The sequence below is a fragment of the Streptomyces sp. NBC_00193 genome (assembly GCF_026342735.1).
GTDB classification, from domain to species: Bacteria; Actinomycetota; Actinomycetes; order Streptomycetales; family Streptomycetaceae; genus Streptomyces; species Streptomyces stoeckheimensis.
In genome coordinates this window covers 3,993,007-4,008,888 of record NZ_JAPEMM010000001.1, presented here as the reverse complement: position 1 = coordinate 4,008,888, position 15,882 = coordinate 3,993,007, and the positions used below count along the sequence as shown (strand labels likewise).

Here is a 15,882-nt window from a genome sequence, read left to right as displayed (position 1 = left end):
GTGCCGAACCACGCCTCCCGCCGGACCCTGCTCACCGTCGCCGCCGTGGCCGCCGTCACCGCCGCGGGGGCCGCCTCCGCCGCGGTGGGAACCGCCCGGGACCCCGACGGCCCGGTCCCCGACGACTCCCGGCCGGGCGATCGCGCACCGGGACGCTCCCCCGCCCCCCGGGTCCGGCCGCGCGAGACGATGGAGCGGATGAGCCTGGCCGAACTGGTCGGGCAGCTCTTCGTGTCGCGGGCGTACGGGCACGCGGCGACCGAGCCCGACTCCGAGGACGTCGCGCTCAACCAGAAGGCCTTCGGGGTGCGCACCCCCGCCGAACTGGTCGCCCGCTACCACCTCGGCGGGGTCGTCTACTTCGGCTGGGCGCACAACACCCGCTCCCCGCGCCAGGTCGCCGAGCTGTCGGCCGGCCTCCAGCGGGCGGCCGCGGACTCCGGGGCGGGCGTCCCGCTGCTGCTCTCCATCGACCAGGAGCACGGCGCCGTCGCCCGCGTGGGCCGGCCCGCGACCCTGCTCCCTGGGGCCATGGCGCTCGGCGCCCTGGCCCTGGGGACCGCCGGGTCCACCGCCGAGGCACGCCGGGCCGCACGCATCGCGGGTTCCGAGCTGGCGGCCATGGGCATCCGGCACAACTACGCCCCGGTGGCCGACGTCAACGTCGATCCCGCCAACCCGGTCATCGGCGTACGGTCCTTCGGCGCCGACCCGCAGGCGGTGGCGGCCCTGGTCGCCGCCCAGGTCCGCGGCTACCAGGGCGCCGGGGTGGCCGCCACGGCGAAGCACTTCCCGGGGCACGGGGACACCGGCACCGACAGCCACGTCGGGCTGCCGCTGATGACCCATACGCGGGCACGGTGGGAGGAGCTGGACGAGCCGCCGTTCCGGGCGGCCGTGGAGGCGGGCGTCGACGTGGTGATGACGGCGCACATCGTGTTCCCCGCGCTCGACCCCTCGGGGGATCCGGCGACCCTCTCGCGGCCCATCGTCACCGGGATCCTGCGCGAACGCCTCGGATTTCGCGGGGTGGTGGTGACCGACGCCCTCGACATGGCCGGGGTCCGCCAGAAGTACGGGGACGACCGGGTCCCGGTACTGGCCCTGAAGGCGGGCTGCGACCAGCTGCTGAACCCGCCGGACCTGGGGCTGGCCGTCCGCAGCGTGCTGGCCGCCGTGGAGTCGGGCGAGCTGACCCGGGCCCGGATCGAGGAGTCGGTGCTGCGGATCCTGGAACTGAAGGCCCGCCGGGGCCTGTTCGACGCGGCGGCACGGACCGTGGAGCCGGCGCGGGCCGCGGACGCGGTGGACGCTGCCGTCGGCATTCCGGCGCACCTTGCGGCCGCCGGGGAGATCGCGGACCGTACGACGACCCTGCTGGCCAATCCGGTGGGGCTGCTGCCGCTGGATCCGGCGGACCGGCCGCTGCTCCTGGTCACCGGGACCGACCCGGTCTCCCCCACGGGTACGACGGGACCCCCTACCGCGGTACTGGCCCGGGAGCTGTCCGCGCTGGGCTGCCGGGCCACGGCCCTGCCGCCCGCCCGCGCGGTGGCGGCCGCCCCCGGCAACGCGGCCGTGCTCGTGTGCACGTACAACGTCCCCGAGGGCGAGAGCCCGCAGCGCGAGCTGGTGACCGAACTGCTGGCCACCGGGGTGCCGGTGGTCCTGGTGGCGATCCGCAACCCCTACGACCCCGCCCGGCTGCCGGCCTGCGCGGCCGAACTGGCCACCTACACCTGGACGGACGTGGAGCTGCGGGCGGCGGCCCGGGTGGTCACCGGGACCGTACGGCCCGTCGGGCGCCTGCCCGTCCCGGTGCCGGGCCGCTACCCGCTGGGCCACGGGCTGGCGTACGGGTAGTCCCCGTACGCCTCCCGCGACCCCTTCCCGGGTCCTCCTGCGGAACCACCGAGCTACCGAGCTACGGACGCAGCATCGGCTCGCGCTCGATGTCCTGCTGGTCGAGCTGCGCGTCCGGCTTCGCCAGCGGCGCGGCCTTCGCGGCGCCGCTGGGCGCGGCGGCCGGGGCCACTCCGGCCCACTTGAGGATCTTCTCGGTGGCCAGCGCCTTCTCGGCCTCCATGAGCTTGGAGACGTTGGCCCCGTGGTTGGCGCCCGGAGCGGTCATCACGTAGCTGTCGCGGGCCCCGTAGCCGAGGTGGAACGGTTCGGCACCCCACGGGTCGTTCTGCCCGTAGACGAAGAGCATCTGGTTCGCGTTGTTCTTCACCCAGGTGTCCACGTCCCGCATCGCCGCCGGCTGGAAGGTCATCGGGATGTCGCGGGGCACGAAGTTGCGCGGCGGCTGGTAGCCGTAGCGGCTCAGGCCGTCCAGGTGGGACTGCTTGATGTCGGGGGAACCGAGCTGGGTGCCCGCCTGGTAGTAGTACGGGGTGTACGTCTCCAGGCCCTGGTCGGCGTAGGCCGAGAAGCCGGAGATCGCGTCGACCGTGTCCCAGATCTCCTGGTCGCTCGCCGTGGCGGCGGCCGGAATGGAGGCGCAGTCGGCGAGCAGGCTGTACTGCCAGAAGGCCCACGTGTAGTCGAGGACGACGGCCTCGAAGGCCTTGTCGAGGTTGCCGACGGTGGTGAAGGTCCAGCCGTTCTCGGCGGCGGCGGCCGCGTACTTGGCCTCCAGCGGCTCGCGGCGCACGAGCGCCTCGCGCTGCACCGCGTTCAGCTTGTCGCGGCACTCCTTGGTGCCGACCTTGGCGAAGAACCGGTCGTAGGCCGAGTCCTCCTTGTTCACCACGTCGTTGGGGGCGACGTACGCGACGACGCCGTCCATGTCGCGCGGGTAGAAGCGCTCGAAGTAGGTGGCCGTCATGCCGCCCTTGCTGCCGCCCGTGGCCAGCCAGTTCTTCTTGTAAATCCTCTTCAGGGCGGTGAAGACGCGGTGCTGGTCACTGGCGGCCTGCCAGATGTCGAGCTTCGACCAGTCTGCCGGGTCGGGGCGGGACGGGTTGAAGAATCGGTACTCCAGCGACACCTGGTTGCCGTCGACTATGGTCGTCGGCTCGCTGCGGCGCGGGTTGGTGTTGACGTTGTAGCCGGAGGTGAAGAACACCGTGGGCCGCGTGACGTCCTTGTGCAGCAGGGTGATGCGCTGCTTGAAGGTGCCCTTCCACGGCGCGCGGTGGTCGACCGGCTGCTCGTAGTTCAATACGAAGAAGCGGTAGCCGGTGTACGGCTTCTCCTCGATCAGGCTCATCCCCGGAATCGCGAGGATCCGGTCCTTGATGTCTTCCGTGGCGGCCTTGGCATCCCTGGCGGTGGCATCCGTGACGGCGGACGGTTCCGCGGCGGTGGCCGCTTGCGCCGTGGTGCCGGCCGCACCCGTGGTGCCGATCAGCACCGCGAGCGACAGCAGCCATCCGAGCTTCTTGCGCATTCACACTCCCCATGAGTTCACATCGGTCGCCGTGAACCTAGCCGGGGGAACATGCGGCTGAACAGACCTAGTTGGGCCGCTCCATCAGCAAAGGATCCAGCCGGAATCGACGGATCCGGCCCCTACACTCCCCTTTACGTACACGCAGCGATTGATCGCATGGACCGTGACGGGGCCGGCGTACCGGGTGAATTGCCCCGCATCGCGCACCGGGTAGCCGCCGCGCGGCTGGATGCTCACCGACATCGCCCGCCGCTGTCCGGGCTCCCGGGCGACCGCCACCGCGCAGGCCCGGTCGCGGGTCTTGTAGACGCGCACCTCGCCCGTGGAGAACGGCAGCGTCCGCACCAGGTTCCCCGCGCACCCGCCGGTCGCAGCCTGGGCGGGCTGCGCCGTCAGCAGTCCGGCCACGGCCAGCCACAGCGTCATGGCGATCACGCCCGCGCAGGCGGCCCATCGCCTCCGCGGGTTCCGCGCCTTCAACACCCTGTCCCCCATCGGTCGTACGTACAACGTGCGCACGTTCGTACGACGCCGGGTCGCCCCGAATGGTTGCTCGGAACAAGAACTCAGCCCATGCAAGCCGCCGGACCCGTCGGTTCGCCCTCGCAGGCCGCCGTGTGGTCGAAGACCGACTCCCGCGGCCTGACCAGGGTGGCGACGGCGATCGACTGGAGGTGGGTGGTGCGGACGGCGGGCAGGTTGGCCTCGCCGAAGATCCCGCCCGTGGCTCCCGTGCCGCCGTTGTACGGGATCGCGGGCAGGCAGCCGATGTGCGAGTCGTTGACCTTCAGCATGCCGCCGTTGACCACCTCCTCGCAGAACCGCTCGACGACCCGCTCGTCCTGGGTCCACAGGGAGTTGCGCAGACCGTAGGGGTTGGCGTTGAGGAAGCCGATCGCCTCCTCCAGCCGGGCCGGCGCCTCGGGCACGACCACGCACAGCAGCGGGAAGAAGGTCTCCTCGCGGAAGGCGCGCAGCCGGGCGGCCGCGGCCAGTCCGTCCACCCGGACGACCGCCGGGCGGATGAACGGTCCCGCCGCCGAGGGCTCGTCGTCCACGTCGACGAACTCGCCGCCGCACAAAAGCTCCCCGCCGGCGGCCAGCACCTCGCCGACGAACTCGGTGAACTCCGCCCGCTTGACCACCGGGCTCAGCACCGTGCGCGGATCCTCCGGCGGCCCGGGCCGGATCTCCCGCACCTGCTCCATCAGCTCCTTCAGCAGCCGGTCGGCCACCTCCGGATGGACGATGGCGAACTTCGGGGTCATGCAGATCTGCCCGGAGCCGTAGTACCGCTCGCACAGGGCCCGCGCGGCGAGATCGACCTCGGCGTCGCGCCACACCAGCACCCCGTCGTTGCCCGACAGTTCGAGTACGGGCTTCTTCCCGGCGGCAACACACTCCCGCTCCAGCTTGAGGCCCTGCTCGGAGCCGCCGAAGAAGACGAGGTCGTCGCAGTCGGGGCTGTCCAGCCACTGGCGCACCACGGCGCGGGCGTGCGTGCAGACCACGTTCAGGGTGCCGGGCGGGGCGCCGAGCCGTTCCAGGAGCGGGGCCACGAGCTCCCGGTAGACGAAGCTGACGCCCAGCGGGGCGGTGGGCGGCGCGTTGACGACCAGGCTGTTGCCGGCGGCGAGCGCCAGCGCCCCGTAGAAGGAGTTGGAGGTCGGGGCGTTGCGCGGCGGGCTCAGGCACACCACCCCATCCGGCTTGCGCACCATGCGGGTCCGGCGGCCGGCCGAGGTGCGCTCGGGCTCCCGCAGCCGCGCGGCGAAGTCGGCCACGGAGTCGGGGTGGAAGGAGGCGGCCACGGAGTCCAGCTCCCAGGCCGCCAGCCGTACGGGGTGGCCTTCGGCGACCAGCAGCCCGGTCAGCTCCTCGCGCCGCTCGACGACGGCCCGGTGGATGCCGTGCAGCAGTTCCAGCCGGTCGGCGAGCGGGACCGCCGCCCATCCCGGCTGGGCGGCGCGGGCGGCGGTCAGGGCGCGCAGACCCTGCTCGGGTGCGGACAGGGCCACGCGGCCGGCCAGCAGCCGGTCGTCGTACGGCAGGTCCTCACCGCGCTCCAGCCGGGCCTTGAGCCCGAGCACCTCGAACGGCTCGCGCAGGAGTTGACCCACCCGCGGCCAGTAGACCCATCGGGTGCCGGGTTCCTCGACGCCGTTGACCCATACCTCGTAAGAGTGCATCCACAACTTCCTAGCGGGATAACGGGAGTTCGTGATCACGCAGGAGATTACGCTAGGTGAACGCGGGACCCCGCACCGTAGCCGTGAAAGGCACTTGAAATGACGAACGACCTGCTCGACCGCAAGCTGGACCGCGCCTTCGCCCACCTCGACGTCAACGAGGACCAGGTGATCGACGAGCACGACATCATCGGGCTCGGTTCCCGCCTGCTGTCGGCCCTCGGCGAGCCGGCCACCTCCCCCAAGGCGACCCAGGTGATGGGCGGGCTGGTCGACTTCTGGCAGGAGCTCTTCACCGAGCTCGACATGGACCGGGACGGGAAGGTCACGCCGGCGGAGTACAAGCAGGGCATGACGCGCCTCTTCCAGGACGACCGCGCGGCCTACGACAAGTCGTTCCGGCCGATGGCGCACGCGATGCTGCTGGTCGTCGACAAGGACGACGACGGGCGGATCAGCCCCGAGGAGTTCCAGAAGGCCCAGACGGCCTTCGACACGAAGCTGAGCCGCGAGGACACGGACGCCCTCTTCGCCCGGATCGACGCGGACCACGACGGGTTCCTGTCCGTGGACGAGCTCCTCGGCGCGGTGCGGGAGTACTACACCGGCACCGAGGAGGACGCCCCGGGCAACCTGCTCTTCGGCGAGCTCTAGCCCCGGGAGCGGCCTAGCCGGGGAGCCGGATCCCGTCAAGCCGCGAGATGTCGGGTCGTGACACCGCGCAGGTGGCGGGGCGTACTGGGACGAACCCCATCCGCCTCGCTCACCACGGGAGAGCAGTCATGACCCACGTTTCCAGGAAGCCGCGCCTCGTCCTGTTCGCCGCATCGGCAGCCATCGTCGCGGGCGGCGTGCTCGCACCCGCGACCGCACTCGCCGCCACCCCCGCCGGCTCGCACGCGGTCACGGCCGACGACACCACCGGCAACGAGTCCACCCTCCTGCTCCACAGCGGACCCGACGACACCCTGATCCGCACGGACCCGCCCGCCGAGGACACCCCGGGCAAGTGGGGCAAGGGGAAGCACAAGCGCCCCGGCAAGCACGGCTCTCCCGAGAGTCCCCCCGTCTTCCAGGCTCCCGACCGTCCGGAGTGGCAGTGCATCACCGCCCCCTGCGGGCCTCCCGAAGGAATCCCCGGCGGCGGGACGGAGGGAGGCACGACCATTCCCCGCCACGTGAAGACGTGAGGATCGACCGCGATCCGTACCGCCCGAGAGGGACACCGCACCGGAGCCCCGGGTCCGCACGACGGACCCGGGGCTCCGGTGCGTGTACGAGCACACTCGAACAGTGCTTTTACAAGAAGGGGCCGCCACCGTCAAGCCCCGAATGCGAGTGGCGTGACGCGAATCCCGCCATCGGGTTTATTTGAAGTACGCCCTCACCGGGAAACACCGGAAGAACCAGAGGGCAGGGAATCACCCCGGATCCTTTCTTCGGACAATTCCCGAATCCCCCTTCTTTTTCGAATGGAGAACGGCCATGTTCAAGATTCTTTCCACCCGCCGCATCGTTCTTGCTTCCGCTTCCGTCGCCCTGCTCGGTGGTGGCATAGCCCTCCCCGCCACCGCAATGGCCGCACCGGCTGCGGTTCCGCACCAGGCGGTGTCCGCCCTGCAGGACGACAGCGCCGACGGCATCGGCACCGGCGGCGACGCCAACGCCGAGAACACCACCGTCGGCGGCGACTCCCGCGGCGGCGACGCCAACAGCGGCGTCGGCGACTGCAAGGGCAAGTGCGACATCAAGACCGGAGACGCCCGCGGCGGCGACTCCAGCGCCGACGCCATCAACACCGGCGACGCCACCGCCGTCGGCGGCGACGGCACCGGCACGGGCGGGAACCTGAACAAGGTCGACAAGCAGACGATCAAGAACCAGCTCAAGAACAAGCTCGGCAACTGAGCCCAGCAGGCCACAACCCCACACAGCGGCGCCCCGGGAATCCCCGGGGCGCCGTTCTCATGCCACGGACGCCGGAGAGGCCATGCCCCTCCGGCGTCCGCCGTGCTTTCCTGCCGTCGGGCGTTCGCCCCGGTATCAGGCGTTGCCGCCCGTGGCGGTCGCGTCGCCGCTCACCGCGGTCGCGTCACCGGTGTTCAGCGCGTCGGCGCTCGCGTTGCCGCTGGTCGCGTTCCCGGTGGTGATCGTGCACCGGCCGATGCAGGTGCCCACACCGGAGGCGGCGGAGCCCGAGGTGGCCGTGCCGCCGACGGTGGTGTTCTCGGCATTGGCGTTGCCGCTGACGGCGAGGGCGTCACCGCCCCTGCGATCGCCCTGCTCGCCCCCGTCCCCGCCCCGCACGGTCTTCCCGGTCGAGCTCGACGCCACGTGGCTGCTACGGCTCAGCACGTCGGCGGTCACGGCCGTGTTGACGCTGTCGAAGCAGAGGCCGTTGCACCGGTTGGAGGCGCCGTCACCCACGGCGGTGTTGGTGCTGGTGCCGCACAGGCCCGTGCACTCGTTGTACGCACCCGCCCCGACCGCGGTGGTGGTGCTGTCGCCGCACAGGCCCGTGCACAGGCCGGAGACGCGGTCACCCACGGCGGTGTTGGTGCTGTCGCGGCACAGACCCGTGCAGCTGCCGGAGACGCCGTCGCCCGCGGCGATGTTGTTGCTCCCCTCGCAGAACCCTTCACAGGCTCCGGGGGAAGCGCTGTCCACGAGGGCGCTGATGCCGCTGTGGCCGTAGTACGGGGCTGCGGGTGCGGCCATCGCGGTCGCGGGCAGGGCGATGCCGCCGGCCAGTGCCACGGAGGCCGTGGCCAGCACGATGCGACGGGTCCAGGAACGCTCGTTCATGGGAAATTCTCCGGGGTTGTGGTGCGGAGCAATTCGACTGTGGCCAAAGCGTGCGCGCGCCGGGGCAGACGCTATCGCGCGGGTCCGGTCACCGTACGGATTCGTCCGCGCGCGGCGTGTTGTCACGCACGCGGCGCCTTACCGGGTACGCCCGGGGTTCCCCGGGTGGGGCGAACGGGAATTACCAAGATCGGCCATGGGCGTCAAGACCCGAATGCGAGTGGCGTGACGCGATTCCCGCCATCGGGTTTATTTGAAGTACGCCCTCACCGGGAAACACCGGAAGAACCAGAGGGCAGGGAATCACCCCGAATCCCTCCTCTTCTTTCCTTTTCTTTTCCGAATGGAGAACGGCCATGTTCAAGATCCTGTCGACCCGCCGCATCGTCCTCGCTTCCGCCTCCGTCGCCCTGCTGGGCGGTGGCATCGCCCTCCCCGCCACGGCGATGGCAGCCCCCACGACCGTCCCGCAGCACGCGGTGTCCGTCCTCCAGGACGACAGCGCAGACGGCATCGGCACCGGCGGCGACGCCAACGCCGAGAACACCACCGTCGGCGGCGACTCCCGCGGCGGCGACGCCAACAGCGGCGTCGGCAGCTGCAAGGGCAAGTGCGACATCAAGACCGGAAACGCCCGCGGCGGCGACTCCAGCGCCGACGCCATCAACACCGGCGACGCCACCGCCGTCGGCGGCGACGGCACCGGCACCGGCGGAAACCTGAACAAGGTCAACAAGCAGACGATCAAGAACGAGCTCAAGGCCAAGCTCGGCAAGTAGGCCCAGCCGACCGGCCACCCCACACAGCGGCGCCCCCGGGAATCCCCGGGGGCGCCGTCGTGTGCGTCCTACGCCGCTGCGGCCGGCTCGTCCTCGCCCGCGAAGGTGCGCCACAGCTCGGCGTACCGGCCGCCGCGGGCCAGCAGCTCGGCGTGGGTGCCGTCCTCCGCGACCCGGCCGCGGTCCATGACCACGACCCGGTCGGCGCGCGCGGCGGTGGTCAGCCGGTGTGCCACGACCAGGGTGGTGCGCTTGCCCGCGAGCCGGTCGGTGGCCTGGTTGACCAGGGCCTCGGTGGCCAGGTCGAGGGCGGCGGTGGCCTCGTCGAGCAGCAGCACGTCGGGGTCGACGAGCTCGGCGCGGGCCAGCGCGATCAGCTGGCGCTGGCCGGCCGAGAGGTTGCGGCCGCGCTCGGTGACGGTGTGCAGGTAGCCGCCGTCCAGGGTGGCGATCATGGCGTGGGCGCCGACCGCGCGGGCGGCGGCCTCCACCTGGGCGTCGCTGGCCTCGGGCCGCCCGTAGGCGATGGCGTCGCGGACCGTTCCCGGGAAGAGGTACGGCTCCTGGGGGACGACGCCGAGGCGGTGGCGGTAGCCCGTCAGGTCCAGCTCGCGCAGGTCCACCCCGTCGGCGGTGACCCGGCCGGAGGTCGGATCGTAGAACCGGGCCACCATCTTGACCAGCGTGGACTTGCCGGCTCCGGTCTCGCCGACGAAGGCGACGGTCTGCCCGGCGGGGATGCGCAGGCTGATCCCGGTGAGCGCCGGTTCCTTCGCCCCGCGCTCCTCGGCCGTGCCGTACGAGAAGTGGACGCCTTCGAAGGCGATCTCGCCGCGCAGCTCGGGGACCGGCCGGGGGTCGGCCGGGCGGGGGGTGCTGGTGGGCTCGCGCAGCAGGCCCTGGATGCGGCCGAGGGAGACGGTGGCCTGCTGGTAGCCGTCGAAGACCTGCGAGAGCTGCTGGACGGGGGCGAAGAACAGGTCGATGTAGAGCAGGTACGCGACCAGCGCGCCCGTGGTGAGCGTGCCGGCCTCCACCCGGCCCGCGCCGACGATCAGCACGGCGGCCGCGGCCCCGGAGGACAGCAGTTGCACGAAGGGGAAGTAGACCGAGATCAGCCACTGGCCGCGGACCCGGGCCTCGCGGTACGAGTCGCTGCGCTCGGCGAACCGGACGGCGCCGGAGCGCTGGCGGCGGAAGGCCTGGACGATGCGCAGTCCGGCCACGGACTCCTGGAGGTCGGCGTTGACCAGTCCGACCCGGTCGCGGGCGAGCTCGTAGGCGGCCACGGACTTCCGGCGGAAGAAGAAGGTGCCGACGATCAGCAGGGGCAGCGTGGCGAAGACGATCAGAGCCAGCTCCACGTCCAGGACGAGGAGGGCGACCAGGATGCCGAAGAAGGTGAGGACGGAGACGACGGCGGTGACGAGCCCGGTCTGCAGGAAGCTGGACAGGGCGTCCACGTCAGTGGTCATCCGGGTCATGATCTTGCCGGTCAGCTCGCGCTCGTAGTAGTCGAGGCCGAGGCGCTGGAGCTGGGCGAAGATCTTGACGCGCAGGGCGTAGAGCACGCGCTCGCCGGTGCGGCCCGTCATCCGGGTCTCGGCGAACTGCGCGGCCCACTGGGCCAGGACCACGCCGAGCGCGAGGAGGGACGCCGCCCAGACGGCGCCGAGCGCGGCCGCCTCGACGCCCTGGTCGATGCCGTGCCGGATCAGGATGGGCAGGAGCAGCCCGGAGCCGGCGTCGAGGGCGACGAGGCCGAGGGATATCGCGAGCGGGGCCCAGAAGCCGCGCAGCAGCCGGCCCAGGTTGTAGCTGTCCTCGGCGGACGCGGCGCGGGTCTCGTCCACGTCGGGGGTGTCGTCGGCGGGCGGCAGCGCGGCCACCTGCGCGAGCAGTTCGGGCGTGGCGGACATCCCCGCGGGGGCGATGGTCTTGTCGTCCGCCTCCTCCTGGCGCTGCCAGAGCTCGGGGGTGATCCCGCCGGCCACCCGGCGCTTGGCGTTGACCGGCTCGGAGTCGATCTCGGCTTCGAGCTCGATGTCCCGCTCGATGTCGCGCTCGAACTCCTCCATCAAGGGCGCCTCGGGCGTCCGCGGGGAGCCCGCGCCCAGCGCGTCCGGGTCGGTGAGCAGCCGCCGGTACAGGGCGGAGCGGCGCTCCAGCTCCTCGTGCGTACCGACGTCGGAGAGCCGCCCGTGGTCCAGTACGGCGATCCGGTCGGCGAGCGCGAGCGTGGAGCGGCGGTGCGCGATGAGCAGGGTGGTGCGGCCGGCCATGACGGCGCGCAGCGCCTCGTGGATCTCGTGCTCGACCCGGGCGTCGACGGCCGAGGTGGCGTCGTCGAGGAGCAGCAGGCGGGGGTCGGTGAGGATGGCGCGGGCGAGCGCGATGCGCTGGCGCTGGCCGCCGGAGAGGGTCAGGCCCTGCTCGCCGACCTTGGTGTCGTACCCGGCGGGGAGGGCCTCGATGAACCCTTCGGCCTGGGCGGCGCGGGCGGCGGCCAGGATCTGGTCCTCGGTGGCGCCGGGGTGACCGTAGGCGATGTTGGCGCGGATGGTGTCGGAGAAGAGGAAGGAGTCCTCGGGGACCAGTCCGATGGCGTCGCGCAGGGAGTCGTAGGTCAGCTCGCGCACGTCGTGGCCGCCGACCCGGACGGCGCCGCGGTCGGCGTCGTAGAAGCGGGGCAGCAGCAGCGAGACGGTGGACTTCCCGCTGCCCGAGGACCCGACGAGGGCGACGGTCTCCCCTTCGGCGATCGACAGTCCGAACCCGTCGAGCACGGGCCGCTCGGGGTCGTACCCGAACCGCACGTCGTCGAACTCGACGGTGGCGGGCGCGTCCGCGGGGAGCTCCTTCGTCCCCTCCCGGATCACCGGCTCGGTGTCGATGAGCTCGAAGACCCGCTCCACGCCGGCGCGGGCCTGCTGGCCGACGGTGAGCACCATGGCGAGCATGCGGACGGGGCCGACGAGCTGGGCGAGGTAGGTGGAGAAGGCGACGAAGGTACCGAGGGTGACCTGCCCCTTGGTGGCCATCCAGCCGCCGAGGGCCAGCATGGCGACCTGGCCGAGGGCCGGTACGGCCTGCAGGGCGGGGGTGTAGCGGGAGTTCAGCCGGATGCCGCGCATCCGTCCGGCGAACAGCCGGCGGCCGGCGTCGCGGAGCTTGCCGGTCTCCTGCTCCTCCTGGCCGAAGCCCTTGACGACACGGACGCCGGTGACGGCCCCGTCGACGACGGTGGCGACGGCGGCGGCCTGGCTCTGGGCGTACCAGGTGGCGGGGAAGAGCTTCTTGCGGCTGCGCTTGGCTATGAACCAGAGGGCGGGGGCCATCAGCAGCGCGACGACGGTCAGCAGCGGCGAGAGCCACAGCATGATCCCGAGGGATATCCCGAAGAGCAGGAAGTTGCCGATGGTCATGGGCAGCATGAAGAGCAGCCCTTGGATCAGCTGGAGGTCGGTGGTCGCCCGGCCGACGACCTGCCCGGTGGACAGCTCGTCCTGGCGGCGGCCGTCGAGCCGGGCGATGGTGTCGTACATGTCGGTGCGCAGGTCGTGCTGCACGTCGAGCGCGAGCCGGCCGCCGTAGTACCTGCGGATGTAGGTCAGCACGTAGACGAGGACCGCGGCGCCTATGAGCATCAGGGCCCAGGGCCCCATGGGCTTGCTCTGGTCTCCGATGACGTCGTCGAGGATCACCTTGGTGACGAGCGGTACGAGCGCCATGACGGCCATGCCGCCGAGCGAGGACCCGAGGGCCAGCAGCACGTTGACCTTGTACCGCCAGGTGTAGGCGGCGAGCCGCCTCCCCCACCCCTGTTTGCTTCCAGCCGCCGTTTCCGCCGTCGCCGTAGCCACGTACTGCCTCCCCGTTCGTCCTGCCCTGCCGGAAGCGCCAACGCTCCGACCGGCGGATTTCATCCCGCCGCAACAATTCGAACTGGGTTGCGCGGGTTCCGCGCGCGGGGTTGCGCCCACGGGGGGCCGGGGAGGCCTACGGGGGCCGGGGAGGCCTACGGGGCCCACGGCGCCGGCGGGGCCGTCCGGGCCGGGGTCAGGACTTGGGCGTCGCCGTCGGCGTCGGCGTGGGCGAAGGCAGCACCTTCACCACGGGCGCCCGCTTCAGCGGCTTGTTCTCGCAGCCGAGGGCCTCGGTGACGCGACGGGCCATGAGATAGGCCAAGGCCGTCTGCCGGTCCCGGTCCGCCTGGGTCATGTTCGGCCGGGGGGCGCCGATCCTGAAGGATTCCTCCACGGCCAGCAGGGCGTTGTCGGACTGCTGGCGGAGGTCGCCGGGCAAGTCGCAGCGCACGCGCAGCTGCGACCCGGTGTCGCCGGCCCAGCCGACGGCCCCGCTCGCCTCGACGGGCACGGTGTCCTTCGGGTTCTGCTCCTTGGACTCCCGGTACAGCCAGCGGACCTGCAGTTGTACGCGGTCGGCGTCCTTCCCCTGCTTGGGGACGTACCCGCACATGAGCCACGGCGTCGACGGCAGCGACCGCACGTCCCCCTTGAGGCTGTCCACCAGGTGCGCGGTGGTGGCGTTGACCCGGGTGTCGAAGTCACCGGAGCCGGTGATCTGCTTGAGGAGATCCCTTTCGGCCGACGGATCGGCGATCGCGCACGGGTCGGCGGCGCGGGGCCCTGCTTGCTCTGTGGAACACCCGACCGCCGCCACCAGGCAGACGAGGGCGAGTACGGACCGCTTGGCCACGGTCGAGATGGCGTTCACTGGGTGTCTCCCGATTTCACCGCGGGAGCCTGCTCCAGCGGCTTGTTCTCGCAGCCCGGAGCGTCGGTGACGCGGCGGGCCATGAGGTAGGTGAGGGTGGTCTGTCGATCGCGGGCCGCTCGGTCGGCGGCCGTGACGAGCGCCCCGGGGCCGGCGGTGAATGGACCCTGCCGGGCGCACTCCTGCTCGAACGGCACCGCTCCCCCAGAGACCTGCGACCAAAGACGTGCGACCGGGACTGATCGGTACCAACCTAACCCGGCCCGCGCACCCCTCAGACGTGGGTGGGGGCGAACATCTTCGGCGTGGCCGGAAGGACCAGGAGCGAAGGACCCGGGGTCTTCAGGGCCCGGGCCAGGTCCTCGCGGAGGGAGTCCGGGGTGGTCGTGGTCGCCGGGACGTCGAAGGCGGCCGCCAGGGCCACGAAGTCGGGGCGGGTCAGGGTCGTGCCCGTCTCGCAGCCGTACTCGCGCAGGATGCCGTAGCCGCCGTCGTCCACGATCAGCCAGGTGACGTCCAGGTCGTGCTGGCGGGCGGTGGCCAGGTCGGCGATCGAGTACATCGCGCCGCCGTCGCCGGAAACCGCGAGGACCGGGGTGTCCGGCTCCGCCACGGCCGCGCCGAGGGCCGCCGGGAAGGCGTAGCCGAGGCCGCCCGCGCCCTGCGCCGAGTGCATGGTGTTGGGATGCTTGGGGTCGAAGGCCGACCAGGCCCAGTAGGACAGGATCGTCATGTCCCAGAACGACGGGGAGCGCGGCGGCAGGGCCTGCCGGATCGAGGTCAGGAGCTGTTGCTCCAGGGTCAGGTCCTGGGAGGCCAGCCGGGCCGCGATGTCGGCCAGGACCAGGCGGACGCGCTCGGGGGCCTGCGGGTCGGGGCGCTCGGCGACCGTTTCGAGGAGCGCCTGCAGGGCGAGGCGGGCGTCCGCGTGGATGCCGAGGCCCGCGTGGTTGGACTCCAGCTTGCCGAGGTCCGCCTCGATCTGGACGACCCGGCCCTCCGGGAAGAACGTGTGGTAGTTCGAGGACAGTTCGCCCAGGCCCGAGCCGACCACCAGCAGGACGTCGGCGTCCTCCAGGAAGTCCGTCATGTGGCGGTCCTCCAGCCAGGACTGGAGGGACAGCGGGTGGGTCCAGGGGAAGGCGCCCTTGCCGCCGAAGGTGGTGACGACGGGGGCGTTCAGGCGTTCCGCGAGCTGCTTCAGCTTGCCCGCGGCGTCCGAGCGGATCACCCCGCCGCCCGCGATGATCACCGGGCGTTCCGCGTTCTCCAGCCAGTGCGCGGCCAGCGCGGTCAGCTCCGGGCGCGGGGCCAGTTCGTGCGGGGTCGCGTCCATGCCGGTGACCTTGGGGATGACGGTTTCCGCGCGCAGCACGTCCTCCGGGATCTCCACCCACACCGGCCCGTGCGGGGCGGTCAGCGCCGATTCCCAGGCCTCGGCGATCACGGACGGGATCTGGGAGGGGGTCCGGGCGGTGTGCACGGACTTGACCACGTCCCGGAAGGAGGCCGCCTGGTCGCGCAGCTCGTGCAGGTGACCGCGCCGGCCGCCGCCCAGGCCCGGGGTCGGGACCTGTGAGGAGATCGCCAGGACGGGCGCGGACGCCGCCGCCGCCTCGGCCAGGGCCGGGAGCGCCATGAGCGCGCCCGGGCCCGTGGACAGCAGGAGGGGGGCCGCCTCGCCGGTCATCCGGCCGTACGCGTCGGCGGCGAACCCGGCGTTGTTCTCCGTACGCAGGCCCACCAGGCGCAGGTCGGATCGGCCGACGGCGTCGAAGAGGCCGAGCGCGTGCTGGCCGGGCAGCCCGAAGACGGTGGTCGCACCGAGCGAGCGCAGCGTCTCCACGACCAGGTCCCCGCCCGTGCGCCCCGGCGGCGGCGCGAGCGCGGCCGCCTTCTGGGCTTCGGTGGGGCGGAGTACCAGGTCGTGGTCGTGCGTCACTCTTGCGTGCCCTTCGGGTTCGCCCGCGCCTGC

The 15,882-nt window shown here is 72.0% G+C and carries 13 protein-coding genes; 5 read left to right on the top strand and 8 right to left on the bottom strand.

Annotation, left to right across the window (positions count from 1 at the left end):
• On the top strand, positions 1 to 1,863 hold the full coding sequence (locus OG898_RS17825; RefSeq protein WP_250739592.1) for a glycoside hydrolase family 3 protein: 1,863 nt from the start codon (positions 1 to 3) through the stop codon (positions 1,861 to 1,863).
• Between the two features lie 61 nt (positions 1,864 to 1,924).
• On the opposite strand, the gene OG898_RS17820 is transcribed toward OG898_RS17825, so the two are convergent.
• The 3 genes from OG898_RS17820 to OG898_RS17810 all read right to left on the bottom strand — a co-directional run bounded on the left by OG898_RS17820 (position 1,925) and on the right by OG898_RS17810 (position 5,586).
• Positions 1,925 to 3,394, bottom strand: coding sequence for a S28 family serine protease (locus tag OG898_RS17820; protein WP_250739593.1), 1,470 nt, complete (start codon positions 3,392 to 3,394; stop codon positions 1,925 to 1,927).
• Positions 3,395 to 3,478: 84 nt separating this feature from the next.
• The gene (locus OG898_RS17815; RefSeq protein WP_250739613.1) at positions 3,479 to 3,823 is read right to left on the bottom strand and encodes a hypothetical protein; all 345 of its coding nucleotides are present in this window, start codon (positions 3,821 to 3,823) and stop codon (positions 3,479 to 3,481) included.
• A gap of 140 nt (positions 3,824 to 3,963) precedes the next feature.
• Positions 3,964 to 5,586, bottom strand: coding sequence for an aldehyde dehydrogenase (locus OG898_RS17810; protein ID WP_266957946.1), 1,623 nt, complete (start codon positions 5,584 to 5,586; stop codon positions 3,964 to 3,966).
• A gap of 99 nt (positions 5,587 to 5,685) precedes the next feature.
• Between OG898_RS17810 and OG898_RS17805 the strand changes: the two genes are divergently transcribed.
• The 3 genes from OG898_RS17805 to OG898_RS17795 all read left to right on the top strand — a co-directional run bounded on the left by OG898_RS17805 (position 5,686) and on the right by OG898_RS17795 (position 7,494).
• Positions 5,686 to 6,240 carry an EF-hand domain-containing protein gene (locus OG898_RS17805; RefSeq protein ID WP_250739595.1) on the top strand — a complete coding sequence of 185 codons (555 nt, stop codon included), beginning with the start codon at positions 5,686 to 5,688 and terminating at the stop codon, positions 6,238 to 6,240.
• A gap of 128 nt (positions 6,241 to 6,368) precedes the next feature.
• A complete protein-coding gene (locus OG898_RS17800) occupies positions 6,369 to 6,776 on the top strand; it encodes a hypothetical protein (protein WP_250739596.1) in 408 nt (135 codons plus the stop codon).
• Positions 6,777 to 7,071: 295 nt separating this feature from the next.
• Entirely contained in the window at positions 7,072 to 7,494 is a 423-nt protein-coding gene (locus OG898_RS17795; protein WP_266957941.1) for a hypothetical protein, read from the top strand.
• A gap of 135 nt (positions 7,495 to 7,629) precedes the next feature.
• On the opposite strand, the gene OG898_RS17790 is transcribed toward OG898_RS17795, so the two are convergent.
• Positions 7,630 to 8,391 (bottom strand): hypothetical protein, encoded by a 762-nt coding sequence (locus OG898_RS17790; RefSeq protein ID WP_266957939.1) that lies wholly within the window; start codon positions 8,389 to 8,391, stop codon positions 7,630 to 7,632.
• A 356-nt stretch (positions 8,392 to 8,747) separates the two neighbouring features.
• On the opposite strand from OG898_RS17790, the gene OG898_RS17785 reads away from it, so the two are divergent.
• Positions 8,748 to 9,170, top strand: a complete 423-nt coding sequence (locus OG898_RS17785) for a hypothetical protein (RefSeq protein WP_266957937.1) — start codon at positions 8,748 to 8,750, stop codon at positions 9,168 to 9,170.
• 68 nt (positions 9,171 to 9,238) lie between these two features.
• Here OG898_RS17785 and OG898_RS17780 read toward each other — a convergent pair whose 3' ends face one another.
• The 4 genes from OG898_RS17780 to OG898_RS17765 form a co-directional block, all read right to left on the bottom strand.
• Positions 9,239 to 13,033 carry an ABC transporter ATP-binding protein gene (locus OG898_RS17780; protein ID WP_266957935.1) on the bottom strand — a complete coding sequence of 1,265 codons (3,795 nt, stop codon included), beginning with the start codon at positions 13,031 to 13,033 and terminating at the stop codon, positions 9,239 to 9,241.
• Between the two features lie 196 nt (positions 13,034 to 13,229).
• Entirely contained in the window at positions 13,230 to 13,907 is a 678-nt protein-coding gene (locus OG898_RS17775; RefSeq protein ID WP_266957933.1) for a hypothetical protein, read from the bottom strand.
• Complete coding sequence (locus OG898_RS17770) at positions 13,904 to 14,104, bottom strand: hypothetical protein (RefSeq protein ID WP_266957931.1); 201 nt, start codon at positions 14,102 to 14,104, stop codon at positions 13,904 to 13,906. Before OG898_RS17770 ends, OG898_RS17775 begins: the two co-directional genes overlap by 4 nt.
• A 77-nt stretch (positions 14,105 to 14,181) precedes the next feature.
• Positions 14,182 to 15,849: a thiamine pyrophosphate-binding protein gene (locus tag OG898_RS17765; RefSeq protein ID WP_266957929.1), complete on the bottom strand. Its 1,668-nt coding sequence runs from the start codon at positions 15,847 to 15,849 to the stop codon at positions 14,182 to 14,184.
• Positions 15,850 to 15,882: the final 33 nt, after the last annotated feature.